24 protein-coding genes are annotated in these 26,032 nt (G+C 53.7%); 12 read left to right on the top strand and 12 right to left on the bottom strand.

Annotation, left to right across the window (positions count from 1 at the left end):
* Window positions 1–2 precede the first annotated feature (2 nt).
* Window positions 3–1,199: a DegT/DnrJ/EryC1/StrS family aminotransferase gene (locus tag CLV80_RS00480; RefSeq protein WP_106353623.1), complete on the bottom strand. Its 1,197-nt coding sequence runs from the start codon at window positions 1,197–1,199 to the stop codon at window positions 3–5.
* A 38-nt stretch (window positions 1,200–1,237) separates the two neighbouring features.
* Window positions 1,238–1,900, bottom strand: a complete 663-nt coding sequence (locus CLV80_RS00475; protein ID WP_106354400.1) for an HAD-IA family hydrolase — start codon at window positions 1,898–1,900, stop codon at window positions 1,238–1,240.
* Window positions 1,901–2,028: 128 nt separating this feature from the next.
* Here CLV80_RS00475 and glmU point away from each other — a divergent pair, with 128 nt between their 5' ends.
* From glmU to CLV80_RS00460, 3 genes are read left to right on the top strand one after another with little or no spacing between them, the layout of a single operon-like run.
* Window positions 2,029–3,372 (top strand): bifunctional UDP-N-acetylglucosamine diphosphorylase/glucosamine-1-phosphate N-acetyltransferase GlmU, encoded by a 1,344-nt coding sequence (gene glmU / locus CLV80_RS00470; protein ID WP_106353621.1) that lies wholly within the window; start codon window positions 2,029–2,031, stop codon window positions 3,370–3,372.
* Window positions 3,373–3,374: 2 nt separating this feature from the next.
* Window positions 3,375–5,198, top strand: coding sequence for a glutamine--fructose-6-phosphate transaminase (isomerizing) (glmS, locus tag CLV80_RS00465; RefSeq protein WP_106353619.1), 1,824 nt, complete (start codon window positions 3,375–3,377; stop codon window positions 5,196–5,198).
* Complete coding sequence (locus CLV80_RS00460) at window positions 5,195–5,881, top strand: DNA alkylation repair protein (protein WP_106353617.1); 687 nt, start codon at window positions 5,195–5,197, stop codon at window positions 5,879–5,881. The genes glmS and CLV80_RS00460 overlap by 4 nt, the downstream gene beginning before the upstream one ends.
* 17 nt (window positions 5,882–5,898) lie before the next feature.
* On the opposite strand, the gene CLV80_RS00455 is transcribed toward CLV80_RS00460, so the two are convergent.
* Window positions 5,899–6,366 (bottom strand): D-galactarate dehydratase, encoded by a 468-nt coding sequence (locus CLV80_RS00455; protein WP_165793279.1) that lies wholly within the window; start codon window positions 6,364–6,366, stop codon window positions 5,899–5,901.
* Between the two features lie 85 nt (window positions 6,367–6,451).
* Here CLV80_RS00455 and moaA point away from each other — a divergent pair, with 85 nt between their 5' ends.
* A complete protein-coding gene (gene moaA / locus CLV80_RS00450; RefSeq protein ID WP_106353615.1) occupies window positions 6,452–7,456 on the top strand; it encodes a GTP 3',8-cyclase MoaA in 1,005 nt (334 codons plus the stop codon).
* Between the two features lie 31 nt (window positions 7,457–7,487).
* On the opposite strand, the gene CLV80_RS00445 is transcribed toward moaA, so the two are convergent.
* From CLV80_RS00445 to argE, 3 genes are all read right to left on the bottom strand, one after another.
* Entirely contained in the window at window positions 7,488–8,651 is a 1,164-nt protein-coding gene (locus CLV80_RS00445) for a M20 aminoacylase family protein (RefSeq protein WP_106353613.1), read from the bottom strand.
* 61 nt (window positions 8,652–8,712) lie between these two features.
* On the bottom strand, window positions 8,713–10,056 hold the full coding sequence (locus CLV80_RS00440) for an NAD(P)/FAD-dependent oxidoreductase (protein ID WP_207766475.1): 1,344 nt from the start codon (window positions 10,054–10,056) through the stop codon (window positions 8,713–8,715).
* A gap of 4 nt (window positions 10,057–10,060) precedes the next feature.
* On the bottom strand, window positions 10,061–11,218 hold the full coding sequence (gene argE / locus CLV80_RS00435; RefSeq protein ID WP_106353608.1) for an acetylornithine deacetylase: 1,158 nt from the start codon (window positions 11,216–11,218) through the stop codon (window positions 10,061–10,063).
* 211 nt (window positions 11,219–11,429) lie between these two features.
* Between argE and CLV80_RS00430 the strand changes: the two genes are divergently transcribed.
* From CLV80_RS00430 to CLV80_RS00410, 5 genes are all read left to right on the top strand, one after another.
* Window positions 11,430–12,434 (top strand): ABC transporter ATP-binding protein, encoded by a 1,005-nt coding sequence (locus CLV80_RS00430; protein ID WP_106353606.1) that lies wholly within the window; start codon window positions 11,430–11,432, stop codon window positions 12,432–12,434.
* Window positions 12,427–13,434, top strand: a complete 1,008-nt coding sequence (locus CLV80_RS00425) for an ABC transporter ATP-binding protein (protein ID WP_106353604.1) — start codon at window positions 12,427–12,429, stop codon at window positions 13,432–13,434. Before CLV80_RS00430 ends, CLV80_RS00425 begins: the two co-directional genes overlap by 8 nt.
* 48 nt (window positions 13,435–13,482) lie before the next feature.
* Entirely contained in the window at window positions 13,483–15,213 is a 1,731-nt protein-coding gene (locus tag CLV80_RS00420; protein ID WP_106353602.1) for a peptide ABC transporter substrate-binding protein, read from the top strand.
* Window positions 15,214–15,316: 103 nt separating this feature from the next.
* The gene (locus tag CLV80_RS00415) at window positions 15,317–16,324 is read left to right on the top strand and encodes an ABC transporter permease (protein ID WP_106353600.1); all 1,008 of its coding nucleotides are present in this window, start codon (window positions 15,317–15,319) and stop codon (window positions 16,322–16,324) included.
* The gene (locus CLV80_RS00410) at window positions 16,317–17,261 is read left to right on the top strand and encodes an ABC transporter permease (RefSeq protein ID WP_207766458.1); all 945 of its coding nucleotides are present in this window, start codon (window positions 16,317–16,319) and stop codon (window positions 17,259–17,261) included. The genes CLV80_RS00415 and CLV80_RS00410 overlap by 8 nt, the downstream gene beginning before the upstream one ends.
* A 2-nt stretch (window positions 17,262–17,263) precedes the next feature.
* Here CLV80_RS00410 and CLV80_RS00405 read toward each other — a convergent pair whose 3' ends face one another.
* The 5 genes from CLV80_RS00405 to CLV80_RS00385 all read right to left on the bottom strand — a co-directional run bounded on the left by CLV80_RS00405 (window position 17,264) and on the right by CLV80_RS00385 (window position 22,425).
* On the bottom strand, window positions 17,264–17,638 hold the full coding sequence (locus CLV80_RS00405; RefSeq protein ID WP_106353596.1) for a carboxymuconolactone decarboxylase family protein: 375 nt from the start codon (window positions 17,636–17,638) through the stop codon (window positions 17,264–17,266).
* Window position 17,639: 1 nt separating this feature from the next.
* A complete protein-coding gene (locus tag CLV80_RS00400) occupies window positions 17,640–18,008 on the bottom strand; it encodes a MerR family transcriptional regulator (RefSeq protein WP_106353594.1) in 369 nt (122 codons plus the stop codon).
* A gap of 73 nt (window positions 18,009–18,081) precedes the next feature.
* Window positions 18,082–19,140 carry a phospholipase D-like domain-containing protein gene (locus CLV80_RS00395; protein ID WP_165793278.1) on the bottom strand — a complete coding sequence of 353 codons (1,059 nt, stop codon included), beginning with the start codon at window positions 19,138–19,140 and terminating at the stop codon, window positions 18,082–18,084.
* Between the two features lie 268 nt (window positions 19,141–19,408).
* Window positions 19,409–20,836 carry an NAD(P)(+) transhydrogenase (Re/Si-specific) subunit beta gene (locus tag CLV80_RS00390; protein WP_106353590.1) on the bottom strand — a complete coding sequence of 476 codons (1,428 nt, stop codon included), beginning with the start codon at window positions 20,834–20,836 and terminating at the stop codon, window positions 19,409–19,411.
* 14 nt (window positions 20,837–20,850) lie between these two features.
* Complete coding sequence (locus CLV80_RS00385; RefSeq protein ID WP_106353588.1) at window positions 20,851–22,425, bottom strand: Re/Si-specific NAD(P)(+) transhydrogenase subunit alpha; 1,575 nt, start codon at window positions 22,423–22,425, stop codon at window positions 20,851–20,853.
* A gap of 359 nt (window positions 22,426–22,784) precedes the next feature.
* Between CLV80_RS00385 and CLV80_RS00380 the strand changes: the two genes are divergently transcribed.
* The 3 genes from CLV80_RS00380 to kynU are packed head-to-tail and all read left to right on the top strand — an operon-like array spanning window position 22,785 to window position 25,100.
* Complete coding sequence (locus CLV80_RS00380; RefSeq protein WP_106353586.1) at window positions 22,785–23,549, top strand: SDR family NAD(P)-dependent oxidoreductase; 765 nt, start codon at window positions 22,785–22,787, stop codon at window positions 23,547–23,549.
* A gap of 13 nt (window positions 23,550–23,562) precedes the next feature.
* Window positions 23,563–23,910, top strand: coding sequence for a DUF1304 domain-containing protein (locus CLV80_RS00375; protein ID WP_106353584.1), 348 nt, complete (start codon window positions 23,563–23,565; stop codon window positions 23,908–23,910).
* Entirely contained in the window at window positions 23,907–25,100 is a 1,194-nt protein-coding gene (gene kynU / locus CLV80_RS00370; protein WP_106353582.1) for a kynureninase, read from the top strand. The genes CLV80_RS00375 and kynU overlap by 4 nt, the downstream gene beginning before the upstream one ends.
* Here kynU and CLV80_RS00365 read toward each other — a convergent pair.
* Window positions 25,097–25,984, bottom strand: coding sequence for a YihY/virulence factor BrkB family protein (locus tag CLV80_RS00365; protein WP_243394331.1), 888 nt, complete (start codon window positions 25,982–25,984; stop codon window positions 25,097–25,099). The two genes, kynU and CLV80_RS00365, sit on opposite strands and share 4 nt — an antisense overlap.
* Between the last annotated feature and the right edge of the window lie 48 nt (window positions 25,985–26,032).

Raw genomic sequence — 26,032 nt, 5'->3', positions numbered from 1 at the left:
CGTTAACATTGCGCCTGAAACACCCTATTCACCTCTGCGCGGATAATTCGCGCGATCAGCGCGCAATCTTCAATGCTAAAGGTCAGTGGCAATCGCATATCAACGATACCCGCCAATACGCGATCTGTTTGCGGCATCGGCGTGCTTGGCGCGTATTTCCAACTGTCGTAGCGCGATGTGAACCCTTTGGGTTCTGCACCACCGAACCACTTTAATTCCACGCCGCGACGCGCGCAGCGTAGAATCACATCCTTCACCGCATCGCTTGTCCAGTCCAGCAAAAGAAACTGAAATGACGATGCGACAAAACTTTCGCTTTCCGGGCGATCAATCAGCCTTAACCCCGGCACACCACGCAGTCCGCTTTCAACCTCGCGGTAGCGCGCGTTCCATTTGTCGGCTTGTTCAGACAGATGCCTTAGCTGAGGACGCAATACCGCCGCGCGCAGGTTATCCATACGACCTGAGATATTTGGCGTTTCATACTTAATTTGAGCAAACACTTTGGGTTCGGGCGCGGCGCGATGCCGGTCAAAAAGCATATAACTGCCAGACAACATGATTGCGCGCGCCATTCCTTCGGCATCATTGGAAATCAGCAGCCCACCTTCACCGGAATTTATGTGCTTGTAGGTTTGCGTCGAATAGCACCCAAAACGCCCCCATCGACCGCTTGGTACGCCATTCCACGATGCCCCCATCGTATGCGCACAATCTTCGATCACAATCACACCAGCCGCGTCACACAATGCCATCAGGCGTTCCATATCGCAGATATGCCCTCGCATATGGCTTAAAAGCAGTACGTTGGCTTGGTCAAGTTTGGCAGCCAAATCATCCAAGTCGATCACAAGCGCATCTGTTACGCCAACAAAGACGGGCACCCCGCCCACCGCAGCAATGGCACCGGGCACAGGGGCAAGGGTAAACGCATTGGTTAAAACTCGGTCGCTCTGCCCGACACCACATGCCCTCAAAGCAGTCGTCATCGCATAGCCACCCGACGCCACTGCAAGACAATATTTCGCGCCCACAGTGGCCGCGAATTCCTCCTCTAGCAAAGCGACCTCGGCCACTTCGCCGTCCACCGTATTATAACGATGCAGGCGCCCATGCTGCATAACCACGTTCACTGCAGCTATCCCTTCGGCAGGGATTGGTTCTTGCTGGGTGAAACTACCTGTAAAAATCTCGTTCATTGCCGAACTTTGTGCACCAAATCTAGCGCCGTCAATAGTTACCCGATCAACTTTGACACGACACCGATCAATTCATCAAAATGATCAATCGTTGCTTCAGGCTCTAACGCACGCACATCATCCGGCCCCGGCCCAAACGTCACAAGCACAGAAGGCACGCCAGCATTGCGGGATGTATCACGGTCAGTTGCAGTATCGCCAACCAACAAGGACTGGAGCGGGTCCCCACCCGCGCGGCGCACCGCTTCAAAGTGATGCTCTGGGTCTGGCTTGCGAACGGGCAACGTATCTGCCCCAACAAGCGATGCGAATTCATTACGCACGCCAAGACTTTGCATCAAGGTTTCAGCAAGGCCTTCGGGCTTATTAGTGGCAATACCGACAGCATAGCCCAATGACTTAAGCTGTTCGACGGCCTCCATCGCGCCGGGGTATAACACCGTATGGCTGTTGATGTCTTCCGCATAAGCGTTCAGCAAAAACGGGTATTGGCGATCAACCTCATCCTGATCAAAGCCCTCAACTCGTGAAAAGCCCAGCGTCAACATTGCGCGCCCACCACGTAATGCAGTGCCTGCATCATGTTCGACATTCAGCAGATCACCTAAACCCAGCCCACGAAAGCAGCTATTGGCGGCTGCGATCAGGTCACCACTGGTATCCGCAAGTGTTCCATCAAGGTCAAAGATAACGGTGCGCATATGATGGCCCTTTTTGAATTCAGTCGGCACCATCTGTAACGCCATGTAAACTGATGTGAAGCCCTTGCCCCTTGTGATAATGAAAAACCCAAGTAGAAGACGGACCAAATAGATAGGTTGAGGCAATAATGACGACCGCATTAATTATTCTTGGCGCCGGTATGGGCACCCGCATGAACTCTGACATGCCAAAGGTGCTGCACCAGATCGCTGGCGCGCCCATGCTTGTGCATGCCATGAAGGCCGGTGCCGCACTCAATCCCGAACACACTGTTGTAATCGCAGGGCATGGCGCAGCGGAGGTCGAAAAAGCTGCGAAAGCCTATGACCCAGATGCGACAATCGTATTGCAATCGGAACAGCTTGGTACTGCGCATGCGGTCGCACAAGCCCGCGAAGCCCTATCTAGTTTCGACGGCGACGCGATTGTTCTTTATGGCGACACCCCATTTATCAGCCCAGAAACGCTTGCTGCGATGACGGCCGCGCGGCTAACCCACGATGTGGTTGTTTTAGGATTTGAGGCAGACGTAACTGAACGTTATGGTAGATTGATCACCAAAGACGATCAATTAGATCGGATCGTCGAATTCAAAGATGCAACAGACGAAGAACGATCTGTAACTCTCTGCAATAGCGGCGTTATTACAGCTAACTCAAAAGCTCTTTTTGATCTAATCGACGCCGTCGGAAACGATAACGCCGCTGAAGAGTTCTATTTGACCGACATCGTTGGGATTGCACGTGCACGCGGCCTATCTGCGACCGTTGTGCGCTGCGACGAATCCGAAACACTTGGTATCAACTCTCGGGCAGAGCTGTCACGTGCAGAAGCATTATATCAGTCTCGCGCCCGTGCGAACGCCCAAAATGACGGTGTGACGCTATCCGCGCCAGAGACCGTGTTCTTTGCTCATGATACTTTTATCGGACGTGATACAGTTATCGAACCCAATGTCGTTTTCGGGCCGGGTGTCACCGTTGAAACGGGCGCAACCATCCGCGCGTTTTCACATCTAGAAGGCTGCCATGTTTCGCGCGGCGCAATTGTCGGACCTTATGCCCGACTACGCCCTGGCGCAGAGCTGGCCGAAGACGTAAAGGTTGGGAACTTCGTCGAAATCAAGAATGCCCAGGTTCACGAAGGGGCCAAAGTAAATCACTTGTCTTATATCGGCGACGCAACCATTGGCGCACGCGCGAATATCGGCGCGGGTACCATCACCTGCAATTACGACGGTTTCTTTAAGCACAAGACAACCATCGGGCCTGATGCCTTTATAGGATCGAATACTATGCTGGTTGCCCCTGTCGAAGTTGGCGCGGAGGCAATGACTGGCTCTGGTTCGATCATCACGCGTGACGTCCCTGCTGGCGATTTAGCCCTTGCCCGTGCACGTCAAGAAAACAAAGCTGGCCTCGCTGTACGTCTGTTCGACAGATTGCGTGCGCTTAAAGCAAAAGGAAAATAACCATGTGTGGTATTGTAGGTGTGCTCGGAAATCACGAAGCCGCGCCAATCTTAGTCGAGGCGTTAAAGCGGCTCGAGTATCGCGGTTACGACAGTGCAGGAATCGCAACTGTGAATGACCTGCGGCTGGACCGCCGTCGCGCCGTTGGAAAGCTGGTGAACCTCTCCGATCTGCTTGTTCATGAACCGCTCGCAGGCAAGGCAGGGATCGGGCATACCCGTTGGGCAACACATGGCGTCCCAAATGTTGGTAACGCTCACCCCCACCGCGCTGGCGGCGTTGCGGTTGTGCACAACGGTATTGTTGAAAATTTCCGCGAACTACGCGAGTTTCTTGCCACCGAAGGCATCGGGTTCGAAACGGACACCGATACAGAAACCGTCGCGCTGCTCGCCCAGCACTACCGCGATCAAGGGTTATCGCCTGTGGATGCCGCAGCGCAAACGATTGCCCGGCTCGAAGGTGCATATGCTCTTTGTTTCCTATTTGATGGCGAAGAAGATCTCCTCATAGCAGCGCGCAAAGGGTCCCCCCTCGCAATCGGTTATGGCGATGGAGAAATGTTCGTCGGGTCCGATGCCATCGCACTGGCCCCAATGACAGACCGGATCAGCTACCTAGAGGAAGGTGACTGGGCAGTCATCACTCGCACCTCAATCGAAATCCGTGACCGTGCGGGAAACATTGCTAATCGCGCGATTAAGACGATCCAGATCGACACCGCGCAGGTCGACAAAAGCGGTTACAAACATTTTATGGCCAAAGAAATCGCCGAGCAGCCAACAGTGCTGCAGGGCGCTCTCGCCCATTATATTAATGCTGACGCAACCGCCGTGACCCTGCCCGAACCGGGCTTGGATTTCACGCAAATCGAACGCATGACGATGGTTGCCTGCGGCACAGCGTTCTATGCCTGTTTGGTTGCCAAATACTGGTTTGAACAAATCGCGGGCATTCCGGTAGAGGTCGATGTCGCGTCAGAATTTCGCTACCGTGAACCACCGGTCACACCGGGCACCGTTGCGCTATTCGTCAGCCAATCAGGTGAAACCGCTGATACCTTGGCTGCCCTGCGCTATATGGACGGCAAAGCAGCAAAAATCGTGTCCGTCGTAAATGTCCCCGAAAGCTCGATCGCACGCGAAAGCAACCTTTCTTTGCCAATCTTAGCAGGTACTGAAATCGGCGTTGCGTCAACCAAAGCCTTCACATGCCAACTAACGACACTGGCAATCCTTGCCTTGAACGCCGCACATGCGCGTGGCCGAATGACTGATGCCGAACTCTCTGAAAAGCTGGGCAACCTGCGCGGTATGCCGGGTATCTTAAACTTGGCACTTGGGGTCGAAGATAAAATAAAATCCGTCGCATCCGAGCTGTCCGAAGCACGCGATATCCTTTTTCTGGGACGCGGCGCGATGTATCCTCTCGCCCACGAAGGTGCGCTTAAGCTCAAAGAAATCAGCTACATACACGCCGAAGCCTACGCATCCGGTGAATTGAAACATGGGCCGATCGCACTAGTTGACCAACATGTGCCAGTGATTGTCATGGCACCGCGTGACGCGCTGTTCGACAAGACAATCTCGAACATGCAAGAAGTCATGGCCCGCGGCGGTAAGGTTCTTTTAATCACCGATCAGAAAGGCGCAGCCGAGGCCGGACAAGGTGTCTGGGATACGATTGTAATGCCCGAAATTGATCCATTCCTTGCGCCGATCCTTTATGCGGTTCCGGCGCAGTTATTGGCCTATCATACCGCCATCGCAAAGGGTACTGATGTGGACCAACCACGTAACCTAGCCAAATCGGTGACAGTAGAATGACCACAAAACGCGAAGCCTTGGACGCATTACGCGCAGCAGGCGATCCAGCCAAAGCCGCAGAAATGCACCGGTACCACAAGGTCGACCGCCCCTACCTTGGTCTGACCAATCCGGCGATCGACGACATGGTCAAAGAATGGCGTGCCGAAGATGACCTTGACGCGCGTCTTACGCTGGCCCGTGGGCTATGGAAAAGTAATGTCCACGAAGCGCGCATCGCTGCCGCTAAATTGCTTGTTCAGGCACGTATCCGCCCCGACGACAGCGAAGCATGGGCTTTGATCGCGTCGTGGGTCCCTGATCTCGACGAGGAGGCCATCGCAGATCAAGTCAGCACCGCAGGACAAAAACGTCTTGTTGCTGACCCAACCCGTCTGGATCACGTCGCAAAATGGGCTGTGTCCGATCACATGTGGACACGTCGCGCAGCACTTACCATGACGCTACCGTGGACAAAGAAAAACAATCCAAAGCCGACTGATCTTGCAGTACGTGATCGTGTCATGGGATGGGCGGCTGGCTATATCACCGATCAAGACCGTCAAATCCAAAAAGCGTTGGGGCTTTGGCTACGCGAGCTATCCAAACACGACACAGATCGCGTTCAAATGTTCTTGACCCGCCACGCTGCTGACATGAAGCCATCTACAGTTAAAACCGCCCAGCGTAACTTGCCGGCGTAGGGTGGATTTTAATCCACCTATTGTTTGAACACTTCCAACTCCGGCAAGCTCGTCAGCGGCGCTTCGATCAATCGCATCGCGGCAAGGCTGATTTGGCTGCCAGAGCCGGGCGCGCGCGCTGATGGTCGCAATTCAACGTTCACCGAGGCGCCGTTATAAACAATCCGCCCTTTGCTAAGTTCATCTACCAGCGGGGTTTTCAACCAAATCCCGGGGTCTGCAGGCGACCCAAGCGATGCAATTGAAACGCCTAAACGTGTCTCTGCGGTTGTAACCTGCGTCACTGCCGCAGCGCGTTCATCTTCTGTTGTTGTGTCAAATTGTGCGACCGTTGTGGCATTTGCTGGCGGCGGCGCAGGCGTTTCGTCCAAAGTAGGTGTTGGTGCGGACACCTCTGGTGTATTCGCCGGGGCGAAAACACCCTGAAACGAAGGTGTCGTACAGCCAGCCAAGGCAACAAGCGGGAGGATCAGTTTTGCATTCATACTGTGAACCTAATCAGCACCTTGGAAGGTTACAACACCACTCAGCGCGCTTGCGCTCATCAACGCGCATCCCTACGTTACCTGCATGAGCCAGCCATTGATCGACCCATTCGCCCGCGCCATTGAATACCTTCGGGTATCGGTAACCGATCGTTGCGATTTCCGCTGCGTCTATTGCATGTCCGAAAACATGACCTTTCTACCAAAGAAAGAACTACTGACACTCGAAGAACTCGACCGCATGTGTTCAGCCTTTATTCGGCTTGGCGTCAAAAAGCTGCGCATCACGGGCGGTGAACCCTTGGTCCGTCGCGATATCATGACGTTTTTCCGCAGCATGTCCCGGCACCTTGATAGTGGCGCGTTGAAAGAACTGACCGTCACAACAAACGGGAGCCAGCTCGAACGCTTTGCTGACGATCTATACGCTGCCGGGGTCCGCCGGATTAACGTATCGTTGGATACGCTGGATGAACAAAAATTCGCTGACATCACGCGCTGGGGCCGCCTGCCCCAAGTGATCCGCGGCATTGACGCCGCCCAAAAGGCTGGCCTACGGGTGAAGATCAATACTGTTGCGCTTAAGGGATTTAACGAAGACGAGTTGTTCACGCTGACTGATTGGTGTGCATCCCGCGATATGGATCTGACCTTTATCGAGGTCATGCCAATGGGCGACATCGGCAACGAAGATCGCTTTGGTCAATACTGGTCGCTCAAGGACCTGCGTGCGCAACTTGCTACACGCTCCGACCTTACTGAGTTGGCCGAGAAAACCGGCGGGCCGGCACGTTACATACGGATGGAAAGCACAGGCCAGAAGATTGGCTTTATCACCCCCCTGTCCCACAATTTTTGCGAAAGCTGCAACCGTGTGCGGGTCACCTGCACAGGCGAGATTTATACCTGTCTGGGTCAAGAAGGGCATTCAGACTTACGCAGTCCGCTACGCGCCTCCGAAGCTGACGCCGAGCTCGACGACGCCATCCGCGCCGCAATTGCCCTAAAGCCCAAAGGGCACGATTTCGACTATTCCCGGCAAAAGGTCGACGGACAAGTCAGCCGCCACATGTCACACACAGGCGGCTGATCGTAGGGTGGGTTTTAACCCACCCCTCTTGTTAGGCAGCAGGCATACGTTTCTCAACAATTTCGGCCCACCAGCTACAGCCCGCCGGGATGGCATCGTCGTTGAAATTGTAATGCGGATTATGCACGTCGGCGGAATCGCCGTTTCCGACTAGGATATACGCGCCCGGGCGTTCTTCGAGCATGAATGCAAAATCTTCGCCGCCCATGACCAGTGGCGCATCTTCGCAGTCGCCTGAAACTGACTTCGCCACATCTGCAGCAAATTCAGTCTGTTCTTCGTGGTTCACCATACATGGGTAGCCACGATAATATGTCACTTCAGCAGTCGCGCCAAATGTCGCCGCTGTCCCTTCGCAGATGGCTTTGAGACGTGTTTCCGCTTGATCACGCATCTCTTTCGACATCGTACGCACGGTTCCTTTTAGATGGACGCGCTGCGCAATGACGTTGAACGCTTTGGACGAAGATTCGATTGATGTGACAGAGACAACGACCTGATCAACTGGGTCGGCATTTCGGCTGGCGATTGTTTGTAGCGCCGTCACGACATGGGCGGCAACAACGACAGAATCGACTGTCTGATGCGGCTTGGCTGCGTGTCCGCCCAGACCTTCGATGGTGATGTCGAATTGGTCTGTGGCAGCAAAAAACGCGCCGGGGCGAATGGCAAATGATCCGACTTCGTGGCCCGGCCAGTTGTGCATGCCGTATACCTCTTGGATATTCCAGCGGTCCATCATGCCGTCTTCGCACATCTCGCGACCGCCACCGCCACCTTCTTCTGCTGGCTGGAAGATCACAACAACGGTCCCGTCAAAGTTCCGCGTCTCTGCCAGGTATTTAGCAGCCCCCAGTAGCATTGCTGTGTGGCCGTCATGACCACAGGCGTGCATTGCGCCGTCAGTCTTTGATTTGTACTCAAGCCCGGTTTGTTCGTGGATTGGCAATGCGTCCATATCCGCACGCAGGCCAATCACCTTGCCAGAGCTATCTGTCTTACCTTTGATCACACCAACGACGCCGGTACGTCCGATGCCAGTCACGATCTCATCGCATCCGAATTCCTTAAGCTTGTCGGCAACCATCGCGGAGGTCCGGTGCGTTTCGAACAAGATTTCAGGGTTTTCGTGCAAGTCTCGTCGCCATGCGGTGATTTCTGGCAGCAGCTCTGCAAAACGGTTTTTGACGGGCATTTGGGTCTCTCCAGTAGGTAAGGCGTGATCGTGTCGTGTTTGTGCACAGGTCACAGGTGGGTCAAAGGTTAGGGCCAAGCGTCAGCTTGGACCCGTCGTGAAAGCGGGAAAGCCGGAATCGGCTAATGTCATGGTTTAGGGTCTCACCCGTCACAAGCTGGGCAACCAATCGGCCAAAGCCGGGACCGATGCCAAACCCATGACCACACATCCCTGTCGCAATCGTCAGGCCGGGCATTTCCTTGACGGTGTCTACAACGGGAACAACATCTGGCATGGTATCAATCATACCAGCCCAAGCTGTCGTAATCTCGAATTTACCCAGCTGTGGATAGGTATCGGCAAATGACTTAGCCATGCTCGCGACTTTCTTCATGTTCGGTGCAGGATCCAACACGCGCATTTTCTCAAAAGGGCTAACGGCATCTGCCTCCCAGCGGCGTGAGGTACCCCAAGCATCTGGATAATCTCGAGGTGGCACTGGTTTTAGCCGTGTCCCTAGTGGGTCTTGCATTAACTGCCCGGCAAAGCTCCCCAAGGCCCGAAACGCATCTGGTCCTACATAAAGCTCATGAAACCCCGATGCAGCCAAGGTATATCCGCCGTCTTGACGTCTGCGAAATGCAAGTCGATCATCGACGGCGGCACCATCGTGGACGTTTTCAACAGGCGCGGTCGCCGCGACGGTCGCACGCACAGATAGCTGTGGAATTTTGACACCGTGACGACGCAGAAATAGTGATGACCAAGCCCCGCCGGCAACAACAACAGATGATGCGTTAATGGTGCCCGATTCTGTGATGACACCAGACACGCGTCCTGTTTTGGTTTCGATCATGCGCGCGGCGCAACTTTCCACAATTGTTACGCCATCGCGGACAGCAGCGCGGGCCAACGCGGGCACAGCAACCCAAGGTTCCGCACGCATATCACCCGGCGTCCATAATGCCCCGGCCCAAGTGGTGGCTGATCCTTCAAATTTTGCGGCCGTTTCTTTCGCGCTCATTAACACCGTATCGAGCCCGTGATCATGTGCGATCGGCAGCCACCCTTCGTAACGAGCAAGATTTTTTTCATTCTCCGCAAGATAGGTGACGCCACTTTGGCGTAATCCGATATCTTCGCCTATCTCATCTGCCATCTGACGCCACATCGTGGCTGCTTCTTGCATGATAGGGACTTCGGCCGCGTCCCTGCCCTGCGCCCGGATCCATCCCCAATTCCGCGACGATTGCTCTGCGGCGATGCGGCCTTTTTCCAGCAACACGACTTTGACACCGCGCTTAGCGAGTTCCCACGCAGACATAACGCCAATAATTCCGCCGCCGACAACGACGACATCTGTGTCTGAGGGGGGAGGTCCGGGGTACGAGATCGGGTCGTCGATAGAAATTGGAAACGGCATCATTTTAGCTAAGTCTTTCAATGAGAGCGGTCATGAACGCCTCACCTTGTTGGAATTGTTCGGTGCTGATGTATTCATTTGGCTGATGGGCCTGTGCAATGTTGCCCGGTCCACAAACCACAGCCGAATATCCACGTGCCTGAAAATGCCCGGCTTCTGTGCCATAACTGACGACATCGCTATCATTTGCACCAGACAATTGACGCGCTACTGATTCTGCACTGCCGTCTGCTTCAGGTACCAACCCCGGAAGAACAAAGAATTGTTCCGCTGTGATTCCCGCATCTGGATGGATATTTTTCATCTCGGCTTGTAAATCAGCGACCTTTTGCAAGAACCGCGCACGCCAAAGCGTGATACTTTCGCCGGGTACAACCCGGAACGTCACATCAAAAGTGCAGTCCTTTGCGGTAATGTTGTGCGCGGTACCGCCCTTAATCGTCCCAACATGCAGTGTCGTATAAGGTGGCACAAAACCCGCATTAATACTTATGACTGGTTTGGCTGCGTTTTCCGCGTTCACCTGATTCGCCCAATCAATCAGTTTCGCCGCCATCATGATTGCACTGACACCCGTATGAAGCAGCGATGAATGCACTTCGAATCCATGAAAATGCATATGATATCCGATGCCACCTTTATGCCCGGTAACGACCTTCATCATTGATGGTTCACCAACGATAACGGTATCCGCGCGTGGCATTCCATTACTGATCATATGTTCAATCATGGGTGGTGCGCCGGTGCAGCCAATTTCTTCGTCATAGCTAAGTGCGATTTGCAGTGGGCGCTTTAATTCTTTTTGGCTGGCGAGTGTCACTGCCCATAAAGCAAGCGCATCAAAGCCTTTCATGTCGCATGTGCCACGACCGTAAAGGTTGCCCTGACGTTCCGTCACCGTGAACGGATCACTGTCCCAATTCTGCCCTTCCACAGGGACCACATCAGTGTGTCCTGATAGAACGATTCCTCCATCGACCTGCGGTCCGACGTGGGCGTAAATTGCCGCTTTGGTTCCATCCTCATTTGGCACGCGATGCGAATCCACGCCGATGCTTGATAAATATACTTCAACGAATTCAATAAGTTCTAGGTTACTATCCGTACTAACCGTCGGAAAAGAAACCAAACGATCCATGAGAGCGCGCGCGCTGAGCGTCATACGTTTTCCTTCTTTTGCTACAATTGCCGCCACTTGAATGAGCATCTGTTTAAAGTGTCAGCAAATACAGTCTTGCGTGGTTATGCAGCAGGTGCAAACTTGAAACGCCTTGCGGCCCCTAAAATAAATGTTACCGTTTGGTAAAAATCCACAATGCCTAAAAAACAGTGGATGTGCTAATAATTAATCCGAACCACGTGGGAGGTTCTATATGCCCGATGGGGCTTTGCCTGTTCTGGATGTCCGGGACCTCAAAACTGTATTCAAAACTCGATCCGGCGAAGTGCACGCCGTAAATGACGTGAGTTTCTCACTGCGTCCCGGCGAACTGCTGGGCGTTGTTGGCGAAAGTGGGTCGGGAAAATCTGTCACGATGATGTCGTTGCTGGGGCTCCTGCCCTCTCCGCCTGCGGATGTGCGCAACGGGTCCGTCATGTTTGACGACAAGGATCTGCTCAACGTCGATGCAGAGACACTGCGCAAAGTGCGTGGCGGCAAGATTGGATTTGTCTTCCAAGACCCGATGACCTCGCTTAACCCAGTGTTTACTGTTGGTATCCAAATCATGGAACCGCTGCGCAAACACATGAGCATGTCAAAGAAACAGGCCGCGGTACGTTCGCAAGAGCTGCTAGAGCTTGTTGGCATTCCAGACGCCAAGCGCCGCTTGGACGATTATCCACACCAGTTTTCAGGCGGAATGCGTCAGCGCGTGATGATCGCGATTGCGCTGGCTTGTGATCCGCAAGTATTGATCGCTGACGAACCAACCACCGCGCTGGACGTCACTATTCAGGCCCAAATTCTTGAACTCATGAAAGAATTACGAACCAAACTGGGCATGGCGGTTATCTGGATCACCCATGATTTAGGTGTAATTGCAGGGATCGCCGACCGCGTGATGGTTATGTACGGTGGTCAGGTGGTTGAACATGCACCAGTGGCGAACCTGTTTAATGATCCGCAGCACCCCTATACACGTGCGTTGCTAAAAACGATCCCCACGATCCATGGCGAACGCGCGGCCCGGCTAACCGTCATCGAAGGTCAGCCACCTATTATGACAGCGGCACCCGCATCTTGCCCGTTCCGCGATCGTTGCGATGTCGCGTTTGACCGTTGCGAAAATGAAAACCCGCAACGCTATGATTTAGGTGCCGGTCACGACGCCGCTTGTTTCTATAACGCCCGTACCGGAGCACCCCGCGATGCTTGATACCCCTCAAACGCCACTGGTCAGCGTGCGCGATCTAAAAATGCACTTTCCTATTCACGCCGGACTTTTGCGACGACGTGTCGGCGAAGTAAAAGCCGTCGATGGTGTCAGCTTTGACGTCATGGAAGGCGAAACGCTGGGTTTGGTTGGTGAATCAGGCTGCGGCAAATCCACATGTGGACGGGCCGTGTTGCGCCTGTACGATATCACTTCGGGTGAAATCACGATTGACGGTGCAGAGATCGGCGATACCTCACAAAGCAAGCTGCGTAAAATGCGCCCGACCATGCAGATGGTGTTCCAAGACCCGCAAGCGTCTTTGAACCCACGTATGACCGTTGAGGCGATCATCAAAGAACCTTTGGACGAACACACCAAGCTTTCCGAAGCTGAAAAGCGTGAGAAGGTAGGCGAACTGATGGATGCCGTTGGGCTGAACCGCCAGTTTGCCAAACGCTATCCGCAAGCATTTTCCGGCGGACAGCGTCAACGTATTGGGATCGCACGTGCACTTGCTCTGAACCCCAAATTTATCGTTTGTGATGAACCCATTGCCGCCCTTGACGTATCTATTCAGGCGCAGGTCGTGAACCTACTTGAAGACTTGCAAGAACAGCTTGGTCTGACCTACTTGTTCATCAGCCACGATCTATCAATGGTGCGCCATATCGCGACGCGCGTTGCGGTGATGTATCTTGGCAAAATCGTCGAACTCGCCCCCCGAGAAGAGCTATACGCAGAACCGCTGCATCCCTACACCAAAGCATTGCTATCGGCTGTACCCGAACCGGACCCCAGCCTCGCGACGAGTAACGAACGTATCGTTTTGCAAGGCGATGTGCCGTCGCCAGCGAACCCACCGGAGGGCTGCAATTTTTGTACCCGCTGCCCATCCGTGATGGATATCTGCAAAACAGTAGAACCCGAATATTTTGAGGTCGCGCCAGGCCGTTTCACGGCGTGTCACCTTTACCAAAATACAAACGACACTGCCGATTAAACGGCAGGTCCCGAGGTCAAACAAGAGCACCAACAAGGAGAAGATAAGATGAAACTCAAGACAGCTCTGCTTAGTGCTGTTGCGACAGTCGCCCTTACGCCAATGGCATTTGCCGATGCGCATGAAGGCGAACGCGGTCGCGACGGTCAGCTCAACATCATTTACTGGCAAGCGCCATCAATCCTAAACCCATATCTGTCGGGCGGAACAAAAGACATCGAAGCATCCAGCCTGATCATCGAGCCTCTAGCGCGCTATGATCAAACAGGTGCGATGGTTCCTTATCTGGCAGAAGAGATTCCGACGGTAGGCAACGGCGGTGTCTCCGAAGACCTGACGACAATCACTTGGAAGCTAAAAGAAGGCTTGCTTTGGTCAGACGGCACACCTGTAACATCCGCAGACGTCGTTTTCACGGCACAATACTGCATGGACCCAGAAGGCGGTTGCGCCCAGTTGTCAAAATTTGATGGTGTGGAAACTGTTGAAGCGCTGGACGACCTGACTGTAAAAGTCACTTTTGGTGCAGCACAGCCAAACCCATATCAGCCATTCATGGGCGGGCAGTCCCCAATCATCCAAGCCGCACAATTCGCTGAATGTCTTGGCGCTAAGGCCCCGGAATGTACGGACGCTAACTTTGGCCCAATTGGTACTGGTCCATTCGTTGTGACTGATTTCCGTACAAATGACGTGATCGAACTTGTCGCAAACGACAACTACCGTGACCCAAGCAAACCAGCATTTGCAACAGTGACTTTCAAAGGTGGCGGTGACGCGACTGCTGCAGGTCGTGCCGTTCTGGAAACCGGCGAATTTGACTATGCTTGGAACTTGCAACTGGCACCCGATGTCATCGCATCCATGGCCGAAGCTGGCGTTGGTACACCTGTATCGGCATTTGGCACATTGGTCGAACGTCTAGAAATGAACATGACCGACCCATCTCCATCCTTGGAGGAAGGCGTTCGTGCCACCGCTGCTGCACCTCACCCGTTCCTGAGCGACGAAGCTGTGCGCCGTGCGCTTTCCATGGCTATCGATCGCGACCTTCTGGTCGAAGTTGGCTATGGTCAGGCTGGTCGTCCGACTTGTAACCTTGTTCCTGGCCCCGAAATCTATGCGTCGACTGAAAACACAGGTTGCTTGGTCCAAGATATCGAAGGCGCAAATGCGCTGCTGGATGACGCAGGTTGGGTCGACAGCAATGGCGACGGTATCCGTGAAAAAGATGGCGTTGAACTGCGCATCCTTTACCAAACATCGACAAACGCAGTCCGTCAGGATTTCCAAGCGTTGATCAAAGAATGGTGGGGCGAAATCGGTGTTGAAACCGAACTGCGCAATATCGATTCCTCTGTCTTCTTTGGTGGCGACCCAGGTTCGCCTGACACATTCCAGCGTTTTTATGCAGACGTTGAAATGTACGCTAACAACTTTGATGGCACCGACCCGCAGGCCTACCTTGGCCAATACACTTGCGATAAGGCACCAAAGCCTGAAAGCCAGTGGCAGGGTGAAAACATCAACCGTTTCTGTGATCCTGCGTATGACGCATTGGTCGCAGAACTGGGCGCCACAGCCGATCAAGCAGAGCGTAGCCGCATCGCGATTGCGCTGAACGACATGTTGACCAAAGACACGATGACCATCGTGCCACTGGTTGATCGCGGTCGCGTCTCGGCGCATGCAAACAGCCTTGCAGGCGTTGTACTGAACACATGGGACAGTGAGCTGTGGAACGCAGCTGATTGGTACCGTGTCGGCGACAACCGCTAAGGCCATGTAGGGTGGGTTTTAACCCACCCCTGTTTCAAAGCAATGCAGGGCGGACTTCTTTCGCCCTGCCTCTTCTCCAAAGTTCTGACCAAAGGCGTTGCCAGTGCTGATCTATACTATTCGCAGATTGCTCATCTCGATCCCGACGCTTTTGTTCATCGCTTTCGTGATCTTCATGTTACTTGAGCTCGCCCCTGGCGATCCAATGGCGCAAATGCCGTTGACCATCCCGCCCGAGGTCAAAGAAAAAATGCGCCTTGCGCTGGGACTTGGCGAACCTTGGTGGGTGCGCTTTCCGCTTTGGTTAAAGCAGTTCTTTATCGTCGAACCCCAATATTGGATCGATAATGCCTTTGGGACTAACTTTGCCGATGGCGCGCAACGGATCATTAGCTTTCAATCCCGTAGCCCTGTATTCGAAATCATCGCAGAACGGATGCCGCAGACACTTTGGGTGGTTGGTATGTCTTATGTCGTCGGCGTGCTGATTGCCCTGCCGATTGGGATCATCAGTGCATACCGCCAGTATTCAGTCTTTGATCAGGCGGGGACGTTCGTGTCGATGATCGGCTTTTCTGTTCCGCCTTTCTTTTCCGGCGTATTGCTAATCGTTATTTTCTCGGTTCAACTCAAGTGGCTCCCATCAATCTATGATACTACCCATGTGGTAAGCGACTGGGATAGCTTTGTGTTTCAGCTGCGCCAGATGGTGATGCCCGTCATGGTGTTAGCCCTGCAAACAACGGCGCAAGTCAGCCGATACATGCGTGCGTCCATGCTCGACAACCTAACCCAAGATTACGTCCGCACTGCCCGTGCCAAAGGCATGACCGAAAGCGTCGTGGTTCTAAAGCATGTGCTGCGCAACTCGATGATCCCAGTTGTGACCGTTATCGCGCTTGGTATCCCCGCGATCTTTGGCGGAGCCATCATTACCGAACAGATATTCAAAGTGAACGGGCTTGGGCAGTTGCTGATTATCGCGCTGCAAGGCAACGACATCCCGATGGTCATGACCATCACATTCCTGCTGGCGGTACTGATCGTCATGATGAACCTGATTGCCGATGTTCTATACGGCATTCTTGACCCGAGGATCCGCTATGACTGATGCCACCCTGAACGCCGTCGAAAAACCACGCAACCAATGGTGGGATGTCTGGGCACAGTTTAGAACGCACAAAGGTGCTGTCGCCGGGTTATGCTTTCTGATTTTCATCACGCTGTTTGTCACGCTTGGTCCTGTGCTTTGGGACGTGGACCCGGGTAAGCTCAATATCCGTAATAAAAACGTGCGACCGATCTACATGGGATTGTTCGGCGGCGACGCCAAAGTCGCATGGGCCAACCCGATGGGCACCGACAACCTAGGCCGCGATATCATGGCGAACATCATGGCGGGTGGTCGGGTGTCGCTGGCCGTTGGTTGGACCGCGATGATATTGGCCGTGTTCCTTGGGACGTTGATCGGGGTTCTGGCAGGATACTTTAAGCGACTGGACGGGCTGTTGATGCGCTTTACGGACCTTGTTCTTGCGCTGCCATTGCTGCCACTTTTACTGGTCATGATGCTGCTATTCCGCGACCCGCTGCGTGCTACTTTTGGGCCAGAAAACGGGATCTTCATTTTGATCGTGACGGGCATCGGGATCACATCTTGGATGCAAACCGCGCGGATCGTCCGTGGTGATGTTATGGCGCTGAAAGAACGTGAATTTGTATTGGCAGCGCGGTCTATCGGGACCCCTGCCCGCCGTATGATAACGCGGCATTTACTGCCTAACGTAATGTCACCGATTATGGTGTCAGCGACACTGGGTCTTGCCACCGCTATCATCACCGAAAGCGCGCTGTCTTTCCTTGGACTTGGGTTTCCATCAGATTTCCCCACATGGGGGAAAATCCTGTTTGATAGCGTCGACCGGATGACTGCTTTCCCAGAGCGCGTCATCTGGCCTGGCCTCGCGATTTCACTGACTGTTTTGGCCGTCAACTATATCGGTGACGGGCTACGTGACGCGCTAGACCCACGTATTCGCGGTCAATAAACCTAATGCTCTGCTTGCACCTCAAGCAGAGCATTCAAACCGTTTATTGCTGCGGGCATGCCCCCATAAACCGACATCTGCCAAATGACCTCGGCCAGTTCTTTGTCTGTCACCCCGACTGCCAGTGAATGTGCGATGTTAATCTTAAGCTGCGGACCGGTCTGGCCACCTAACGCCGTCAATGCTGCCACAGTACAAAGTTGCCGGGTTTTCACATCCAAGCCTTCGCGGACATAATGGCGTCCATATGCCCATTCAATCAGGCTTTCGGCCATATCAGGTACTAAGTGATCATAACGGCCTGAAAGCGTTTCTTCCAAACCCGGGCTCATCTTCGCGATATGCGCACGCCCTTTTTCTAATGCAGTTAACGTCATCTTAGTGCCCTTTCGCTTTGGCTTCCATTTCCTGATAAGCGGCGACCTTGCGATCCATGAGAGCCAAGGTATCCTGCATCAACGCAAGCTGTTCTTTGATCGTTTCCCGGTGTAATTCTAACATTTCTCGCCGCTCGCTTAGGGTCGCATCCCCCTGCTGGCGTAAAGCGGCATAGTGGATACGATCCGCCTGCTTCATTCCTGTCGCATTCAACTGTTCTAAGAACTTGATCCACCCAAGCACGTCTTCGCCATAGACACGCCGCCCACCGTCATTGCGCATCGGCGGCGCGATCAACCCAATTTTCTCGTAGAACCGCAAGGTATCGACCGTCAGACCACTTTGCTTCGCAACATCGCCAATCAGCATAATTTATCCACCTTTGTCTTTGATTCGTCTCAGCCTACAAGCTGGAGTGCACTCCAGCTCAAGCATAAAATCGTCAAACGGGGATCGGCTCTGACTGCTGCGTGATGATGCGCTCAATTTCGGAGCGTGCATAAGTGCCAAGCGCCATCTGCGCATCGCGGTCTGCACCGTCAGGCAAATCAAGATCACCTAGTACGATGATGTTTTCATCATTCACCAAATTCGCGGGACCAGTGTAGTTGTAACTACCAACAATCGTCAGCCCATCATCCATAACCATCAGCTTGTGGTGGATTTTGCGCACGCCAGTACCCGTGCGGTTTTGGTGCAATGTTACACCGCCATCAGTCAGGGTGCGTTTCGACGCCCATTTTTGGTTGGCTTGGCGCCGGTCCAAAACGCCGTTCACAACCAATCCCTTTTGTTGTGCATTCACCAGTGCATCGTCAATTCCTGAAGATTGCGCAAATGTGAAAACTGCAAAATCAATCCGGTTCTCCGCCTTGATCATCTGCTTAATGAACTCCATCTCTGGCATGTGATCCGGCGCAAAGAGTGGTTTGATACGAATGCCGCCCACGACATGCCCTTCAAGCGGTTTGCGCGGCATCAATAGGCTGCGTGCGCCGAATGTCCCCTGCCGAAGTTGCCGAAATTCACGACCATATTCGCGGGCGACCTCGACGTCATGGATCACGCAGATATGGTTCAGGTTTTTGGTCACACCCGTTGTCGTGAAATTGGTCGACCCAGTCAGGACAGAAGCCCGATCGCGGATCATAAATTTCTGATGGAAAATGGCTGGGTTATAATCCGCTTTGGCGTCCACCCCCGCCCGCAAGATACGCATCAGTAATTCGCGGTTTACCTCTTGCGTACCAAGACTATCGGGATCAGGTGCGTTTTTCTCTCGCAGGTAATCCTGCTCCATAATCGCACGCACGCGCACACCGCATCGCGACGCGGCAATGAGGGCGTCTGCGATTGGTCGATGGTCAAGCTCTTGCACACAGACCAACAATTCATTCTGGGCGGCACCGATGAACTCAATAATCGGAGCCTCAAGGCTATCTGGACCACCCACGGTATCGGGGCCCATATATAGGGTGATCGGGCCAACTGTGACTGGCATACGAAGTCTCCATATCTGCGGCTGCATCTACAGGGTCGCTCACGCGGTAGCTTAACGGCAAGTAAAAACAACTATTCTTTAGCAGTAAGGTGGGAACTATTTCTTGCTAATATGGCGGCAACCACTACGGGGATTTTAGTCGCCGTTAGCTTTCCACCAAGTTCTCACGAACTTCTAACATTCGTTGGAAGCATGTCCTCAGCAAAACGAAAAGGCCCCGCCAAATAAATGGCGAGGCCTGCGTAGGGTGGATTTTAATCCACCAAACTTAGTCGATTTTTGGCAGCAGCTCGTCCAATGACTTTTTCGCGTCGCCATAGAACATCCGCGTGTTTTCCTTGAAGAACAGCGGGTTTTCGATGCCGGAATAGCCAGTACCTTGACCACGTTTGGATACAAACACCTGTTTCGCTTTCCAGCATTCCAGAACAGGCATCCCTGCGATTGGGCTGTTTGGATCGTCTTGCGCCGCTGGGTTCACGATGTCATTGGATCCGATCACGATAGCAACATCCGTATCAGGGAAATCTTCGTTGATCTCGTCCATTTCCATCACGATGTCATAGGGCACTTTGGCTTCGGCTAGTAGCACATTCATGTGGCCCGGCAGACGCCCCGCAACAGGGTGAATGGCAAAGCGCACGTTCTTGCCCTTGGCACGTAGCTTGCGCACCAGTTCAGACACGCTTTGCTGCGCCTGCGCCACCGCCATGCCATAGCCGGGGATGATGATGATGCTGTCAGCTTCGTTCAGCGCAGTTGCAACACCGTCTGCATCGATCGCAACCTGCTCGCCTTCGACTTCCATCTGCGGCCCAGCAGTACCTCCGAAGCCACCAAGGATCACGGAAACAAAGCTGCGGTTCATCGCCTTACACATGATGTAGGACAGGATCGCACCAGAAGAACCAACCAGCGCCCCCACCACGATCAACAGATCGTTGCCAAGGCTGAAACCAATCGCGGCAGCCGCCCAGCCAGAGTAGCTGTTCAGCATGGAAACAACGACAGGCATATCCGCGCCACCAATTCCCATGATCAGATGATAACCGATGAACAGCGCCATCAGCGTCATCACGAACAGAGGCAGGAACGCACCAGTATTGAAGTACCAGATCAGCGCGATCACTGAGATAATCGCAGCACCCGCGTTCAGCATGTGACCGCCCGGCAGTTTCGTCGCGGCAGAGTTCACTTTGCCAGCCAGCTTGCCATACGCAATGACCGAACCTGTGAACGTAACCGCACCGATAAAGATGCCAAGGAACAGCTCAACGCGCAGGATGTTGATCTCAACCGCTGACTTATGCGCGATAAGGTCAGCGAACGTGCCCAGATCATCGCCGTAAATGCCGCTTTGTACATTCCCGATTTCAAAGTGGGCGATAAAGCCGACAAACACTGCGGCCAAGCCAACGAGGCTGTGCATCGCTGCGACCAGCTCTGGCATTTGGGTCATCTGAACCTTTGTGGCCAGCATGTAACCGATGGCACCACCGCCAGCGATCAGTACTAGCGACAAGAACCATAGACCAGAACCCGGTCCGATTAGAGTTGCGACAACCGCAAGCGCCATGCCTGCGATGCCATACCATACAGCGCGTTTTGCGCTTTCCTGCCCCGAAAGCCCCCCAAGCGAGAGGATAAAGAGGATCGCTGCGACCACATAGGCCGCTGTTGTAAATCCGAAATCCATTGTCCCTTACTCCCTTACGACTTCTGGAACATGGCGAGCATGCGCCGTGTCACGAGGAAACCACCAAAGATGTTGATACCAGTCATAAAGACCGACAGTGCCGCCAGAATGATCACAAGGGCTGACCCTGATCCGATCTGCATAAGCGCACCAAGTATGATGATTGATGAAATCGCGTTCGTCACCGCCATCAGCGGTGTATGAAGCGAGTGCGAGACATTCCAAATGACTTGGAAGCCGACGAATACTGACAACACAAAGACGATAAAGTGCTGCATAAAGCTGGCCGGAGCGACAAGGCCGACGCCAAGCAACAGCGCCGCACCAACGGCTAGAAGGGTCACTTGGTTTTTGGTTTGTGCTTTGAAGTCAGCAACTTCCTTCGCGCGCTTCTCCTCAGCTGTTAGCTCTTTTGGAGCTTCCTTTTTCGGAGCAGCAGCAATCGCTGCCACTTTGGGCGGTGGCGGTGGGAAAGTAATTTCCCCCTTATGGGTCGCAGTCGCCCCCCGGATCACATCATCTTCCATGTTGTGATTTGGCACACCGTCTTTTTCGGGCGTCAGATCCGTCATCATGTGGCGAATGTTCGTCGCGTAAAGCGTTGAAGCCTGCGCTGCCATCCGGCTTGGGAAATCTGTGTAGCCGATGATTGTCACGCCGTTTTCCGTGACGATCTTTTCATCTTTTACGGTCAGCTTGCAGTTACCGCCACGTTCAGCCGCGAGGTCAACAATAACCGAACCCGGCTTCATGCTTTCGACCATGTCTTTGGTCCATAGCTCTGGCGCGTCGCGGCCTGGGATCAGGGCTGTTGTGATAACGATGTCCATTTCTGGCGCGATTTCACGGAACTTGGCCAATTGGGCCGCCGCAAATTCAGGGCTAGAAACAGCGGCATAACCGCCTGTCGCGGAGCCGTCTTGCTGTTCTTCTTCAAAGTCAAGGAACACAAATTCAGCGCCCATAGATTCAACTTGCTCGGCCACTTCTGGGCGTACGTCGAATGCATATGTGATCGCACCAAGACTGGTTGACGTACCAATCGCAGCAAGACCGGCAACGCCTGCCCCCACGACCAGTACCTTTGCTGGCGGAACTTTACCTGCCGCTGTGATCTGCCCGGTAAAGAAACGTCCAAAGTTGTTACCAGCCTCGATCACGGCGCGATAACCGGCGATGTTTGCCATCGACGAAAGCGCGTCCATCTTTTGGGCGCGGCTGATGCGCGGAACCATGTCCATCGCGATAACGCTTGCGCCTTTTTTATTGGCGGCGTCCATCAGCTCAGCGTTCTGCGCTGGATAGAAGAAGGAAATCAGCGTCTGCCCATCGCGCAACCGCTTTACTTCGGTGTCTGACGGTGGGCGAACCTTGGCGACGATATCAGCCGCCTTGAACAGCGCAGCACCCGTTTTTACGACCTCAACGCCAGCATCAGCATAAGCTTGGTCCGAAAAACCAGCAGCCGTGCCCGCGCCGGTTTCGATCAAGCATTCATAGCCCAGCTTTTGCAAATCTTTGGCCGAGGCCGGGGTCATCGCGACCCTATTCTCGCCTTCAAACGTCTCTTTTGGTGTGCCGATTTTCACAGACAATCCCCCATTAATCAGTCAGCAATCCGCGATTTGTTATATGGCAGACTAGCATATTACAACTCCCAAACCCCTGTTTTCCTTATGTCATACGCTAACAGCCCATACGGACAGTGCGCTTCTCGTACAAAACGCGCAAATTTTGCGCGAAACTTTTGGTATGATTCACCCCTCATCAGGACAATAAAACATCTCGAAAACAGGACTACAAACAGTCTTCTAACTAAACGTAACGACACAACGACAATCAACACAAAACAGATCGCCCTATTCCGCCCTTATCACACTGACTTGGGCGATTGGGCTTGTCCATTGTTCAGCGCGAGATACCATGCATTTCAAAAGGGGGATTTGCGATGGAACACCAAGGGAAACATGCACTTGTGACCGGGGGCGGCACGGGCATCGGCGCGGCGATTGCTGTGGCATTGGCAAATGCCGGCGCAGAGGTGACGATCACGGGTCGCCGCGTCGAAAAGCTGGCGGAACTGGCACAGGCACATCCACGCCTACACACGCTTGAAATGGATGTATCGAACGAGGCATCAGTTCGTGACGGTATCGCGCAGGCAGCCAAAGAACGTGGACCGATCCAAATCTGCGTTGCAAATGCGGGCATCGCCACTGCCGGGTCATTCGCGAAAACCAGCCTCTCAGATTGGCGCAAAATGATGTCCACAAATCTGGACGGTGTGTTTCTGACCCTACAGGCGGCTCTTGAAACATTGATCGACGACACGCCGGGCCGGATGATTGCTGTCAGCTCAATCGCTGGGGTACGCGGATTGAAAAACGCGGTCCCCTACACCACGAGCAAGCATGGGGTCATTGGCCTTATTCATGGGCTTTCCGAGGAATACATGGGCCGCCCCATCACGTTCAACGCGCTTTGCCCCGGCTATGTGGACACCGATATCGTGCGTAATCAGATCACAGGCATGCAAGCCCGTTTTGGTATGACCGAAGATGATGCAACCGCACGAATGGCCGCAGGCAACCGGCATAACAAACTGCTGGGTGTCGATGAAATCGCATCAGCCGCGCTGTGGCTTTGCAGCGATGGTGCACGCAGCGTGAACGGTCAAACGATTGAAATCGCGGGCGGTCAAACCTGCCCCTAAAAAGGAAAAGCAAATGCTTTCAACAATTCTCGCGCTGATCGTTGCTGCGATCCATGTTTACATCACGGTTCTTGAAATGCTGCTGTGGGACAAACCGCGCGGTCGGCGCGTCTTTGGTACGACCGAAGAATTCGCCACGCAGACAAAATCGCTCGCGCTGAACCAAGGTTTGTATAACGGGTTTCTGGCGGCGGGCATTATTGTTGGCATGCTGTTGGGAAATACCCAACTGGTCGCGTTTGTCGTAGCTTGTGTGCTTGTTGCTGGAGTCGTTGGCTACCTAAGCGACATTAAGTCTGCACTTTACTTCCAATCTATCCCGGCGGTACTCGCGCTATTCGTGATGTTGGTCGGCCTATGACAGATTTTAGCGTCACGAAGGCACAGTTCGACCTGCCAGAAGGTATGATCTATCTCGACGGCAATTCGCTTGGCCCCCTTCCCAAGGCGGCCAAATCACGGGTTGCCCAGACAGTGAGCGACGAATGGGGACAAATGCTAATCACCGGCTGGAACAAGGCCGGTTGGATGGCACAACCGACCAACTTAGGTGATCGTATCGGTCGGTTGATTGGCGCGCCGACAGGGTATGTCGTGCTTGGCGATACGTTATCTATCAAGGTTTACCAAGCGCTCGCTGCGGCGGTTGATTTGGTCCCGGATCGCAAAGTCATTCTGACTGACAGCGGCAACTTTCCGTCTGATATCTACATGGCGGACGGGTTGATAAAGGCACTTGGTCGCGGTCATGAGCTACGCGTCGTGGCCCCCGAGGACATTGAGAACGCGATCAACGACGAAGTCGCGGTATTGATGCTGACCCAAGTCGATTACCGTAGCGGACGGATGCACGATATGGCCAATCTGACTGCAAAGGCGCACTCGGTCGGGGCCGTCACCGTTTGGGATTTGGCCCATTCAGCTGGCGCATTGCCTGTCGACGTTATGGGATGCAACGCCGACTTTGCGGTTGGATGTAGTTACAAATACCTCAACGGTGGACCGGGGGCAGCGGCGTTCATCTATGTGGCACCTCAGCATGTCGAAAACTGTCAGCCCGCGCTGTCTGGATGGTTGGGACACGAAGCCCCTTTTGCCTTTGACCTCGATTATCGCCCCGGCACTGGAATCGAACGCATGCGTGTTGGTACGCCCCCGGTCATTCAAATGGCCGCGTTGAGTGCTGCGTTGGATATCTGGGACACCGTCGACATGGGCAAACTGCGTGCCGCTTCGATCGAACTCAGCGAACGCTTCATCAAAGGCGTCGAGGCCACCTGCCCTATGCTAACCCTTGCAAGCCCGCGTGACCCTGAACAGCGCGGCAGTCAGGTTTCGTTCGCGTTTGATCAAGGATATGCGGCGATGCAGGCCTGTATTGCCCGTGGCGTTGTTGGCGATTTTCGTGCGCCCAACATCATGCGGTTTGGATTTACGCCACTATTCATCGACGCGGAGGATGTTGATCAAGCAATCAGCATCATCGCCGACGTCATGCAAAACAAGCTTTGGAATAGCCCCGCATATCAGGCCCGTTCAGCGGTTACCTAGTTTTCGTCCAAAAATGACGTGTCGCCTGTGGATGGCGGCACATCATACCCATGAACTTCGACATTGAGGGCGGCGCCAAGCAAGATCAAATAGGCTGTCACATACAGCCACAGCAAAAGACCAATCACCGCACCAATTGATCCATAGACTTCGTTATAGCTTGTGAAATTAGTCAGGTAGTACGACAGTGCAATTGATACAACGACCCAAAGAATGATCACCGTAAATGCACCGACAGTCATCCAGCGCCCACGCGGGCCAATACGTGCCGGACCAAAGCGGTACAGTAAGCTCAACCCCATCATCAATACCCCGAGTGCGATCAACCAACGCGTCCCTTCCACAATCCAGATAGTTGACGCAGCTACGGGGACGAACGCAAGAACGATCGGCAGAATGACAACAGCGGTCAACGCAACAATCGCAAGCGAGACCAATGCAATTGTCAGCGCAAATGCGATTAACACCTGTAAAATGCCATTACGCTGCCGCTGGCCCGCAATCGCATTCAAGCCACCGATCAACCCCCCGACACCCGCACGACACGACCAAAGCGCAACGGAAATGGATACCACGGTCGCCCAACCAAGTTTTTCAGGTGGAGCAAGAACCAAACGGTTTATCTGTGACGACAACAGTCGATAAGCATCAGGCGGGATGATTTCATCCATCAAAACCAGCTGCTCAGAAATCACGACGGGGTCCGCCAACAACCCAAAGATCGCGATTACCGCAGCAATGCCGGGAAAGATCCCGAATATGCCAAAGAATGCCACGCCAGCAGCAATCAAACCTAGATGCTTTTCTCCGGCAGTTTGCCAAACGGCATAAAAGATATGCCAGACGCGCTTTAACTTGGAAATCACCTTAGCACCTGTCGCCACCTTCAACCTTTGCATCAACCTAGGGCAAGGTCGAAAGGATTGCCACGT

This window comes from Yoonia maritima (assembly GCF_003003285.1).
GTDB classification, from domain to species: Bacteria; Pseudomonadota; Alphaproteobacteria; order Rhodobacterales; family Rhodobacteraceae; genus Yoonia; species Yoonia maritima.
The sequence above is the reverse complement of the archived record's forward strand: the minus strand, read 5'-3'. Positions and strand labels throughout refer to the sequence as shown.

Bases quoted from the DNA above. Each gene is read 5' to 3' on its own strand.
- CLV80_RS00480 (WP_106353623.1), bottom strand. From the start codon at position 1,199: ATGAACGAGATTTTTACAGGTAGTTTCACCCAGCAAGAACCAATCCCT.
- CLV80_RS00475 (WP_106354400.1), bottom strand. From the start codon at position 1,900: ATGCGCACCGTTATCTTTGACCTTGATGGAACACTTGCGGATACCAGT.
- glmU (WP_106353621.1), top strand. From the start codon at position 2,029: ATGACGACCGCATTAATTATTCTTGGCGCCGGTATGGGCACCCGCATG.
- glmS (WP_106353619.1), top strand. From the start codon at position 3,375: ATGTGTGGTATTGTAGGTGTGCTCGGAAATCACGAAGCCGCGCCAATC.
- CLV80_RS00460 (WP_106353617.1), top strand. From the start codon at position 5,195: ATGACCACAAAACGCGAAGCCTTGGACGCATTACGCGCAGCAGGCGAT.
- CLV80_RS00455 (WP_165793279.1), bottom strand. From the start codon at position 6,366: ATGAATGCAAAACTGATCCTCCCGCTTGTTGCCTTGGCTGGCTGTACG.
- moaA (WP_106353615.1), top strand. From the start codon at position 6,452: ATGAGCCAGCCATTGATCGACCCATTCGCCCGCGCCATTGAATACCTT.
- CLV80_RS00445 (WP_106353613.1), bottom strand. From the start codon at position 8,651: ATGCCCGTCAAAAACCGTTTTGCAGAGCTGCTGCCAGAAATCACCGCA.
- CLV80_RS00440 (WP_207766475.1), bottom strand. From the start codon at position 10,056: ATGCCGTTTCCAATTTCTATCGACGACCCGATCTCGTACCCCGGACCT.
- argE (WP_106353608.1), bottom strand. From the start codon at position 11,218: ATGACGCTCAGCGCGCGCGCTCTCATGGATCGTTTGGTTTCTTTTCCG.
- CLV80_RS00430 (WP_106353606.1), top strand. From the start codon at position 11,430: ATGCCCGATGGGGCTTTGCCTGTTCTGGATGTCCGGGACCTCAAAACT.
- CLV80_RS00425 (WP_106353604.1), top strand. From the start codon at position 12,427: ATGCTTGATACCCCTCAAACGCCACTGGTCAGCGTGCGCGATCTAAAA.
- CLV80_RS00420 (WP_106353602.1), top strand. From the start codon at position 13,483: ATGAAACTCAAGACAGCTCTGCTTAGTGCTGTTGCGACAGTCGCCCTT.
- CLV80_RS00410 (WP_207766458.1), top strand. From the start codon at position 16,317: ATGACTGATGCCACCCTGAACGCCGTCGAAAAACCACGCAACCAATGG.
- CLV80_RS00405 (WP_106353596.1), bottom strand. From the start codon at position 17,638: ATGACGTTAACTGCATTAGAAAAAGGGCGTGCGCATATCGCGAAGATG.
- CLV80_RS00400 (WP_106353594.1), bottom strand. From the start codon at position 18,008: ATGCTGATTGGCGATGTTGCGAAGCAAAGTGGTCTGACGGTCGATACC.
- CLV80_RS00395 (WP_165793278.1), bottom strand. From the start codon at position 19,140: ATGCCAGTCACAGTTGGCCCGATCACCCTATATATGGGCCCCGATACC.
- CLV80_RS00390 (WP_106353590.1), bottom strand. From the start codon at position 20,836: ATGGATTTCGGATTTACAACAGCGGCCTATGTGGTCGCAGCGATCCTC.
- CLV80_RS00380 (WP_106353586.1), top strand. From the start codon at position 22,785: ATGGAACACCAAGGGAAACATGCACTTGTGACCGGGGGCGGCACGGGC.
- CLV80_RS00375 (WP_106353584.1), top strand. From the start codon at position 23,563: ATGCTTTCAACAATTCTCGCGCTGATCGTTGCTGCGATCCATGTTTAC.
- kynU (WP_106353582.1), top strand. From the start codon at position 23,907: ATGACAGATTTTAGCGTCACGAAGGCACAGTTCGACCTGCCAGAAGGT.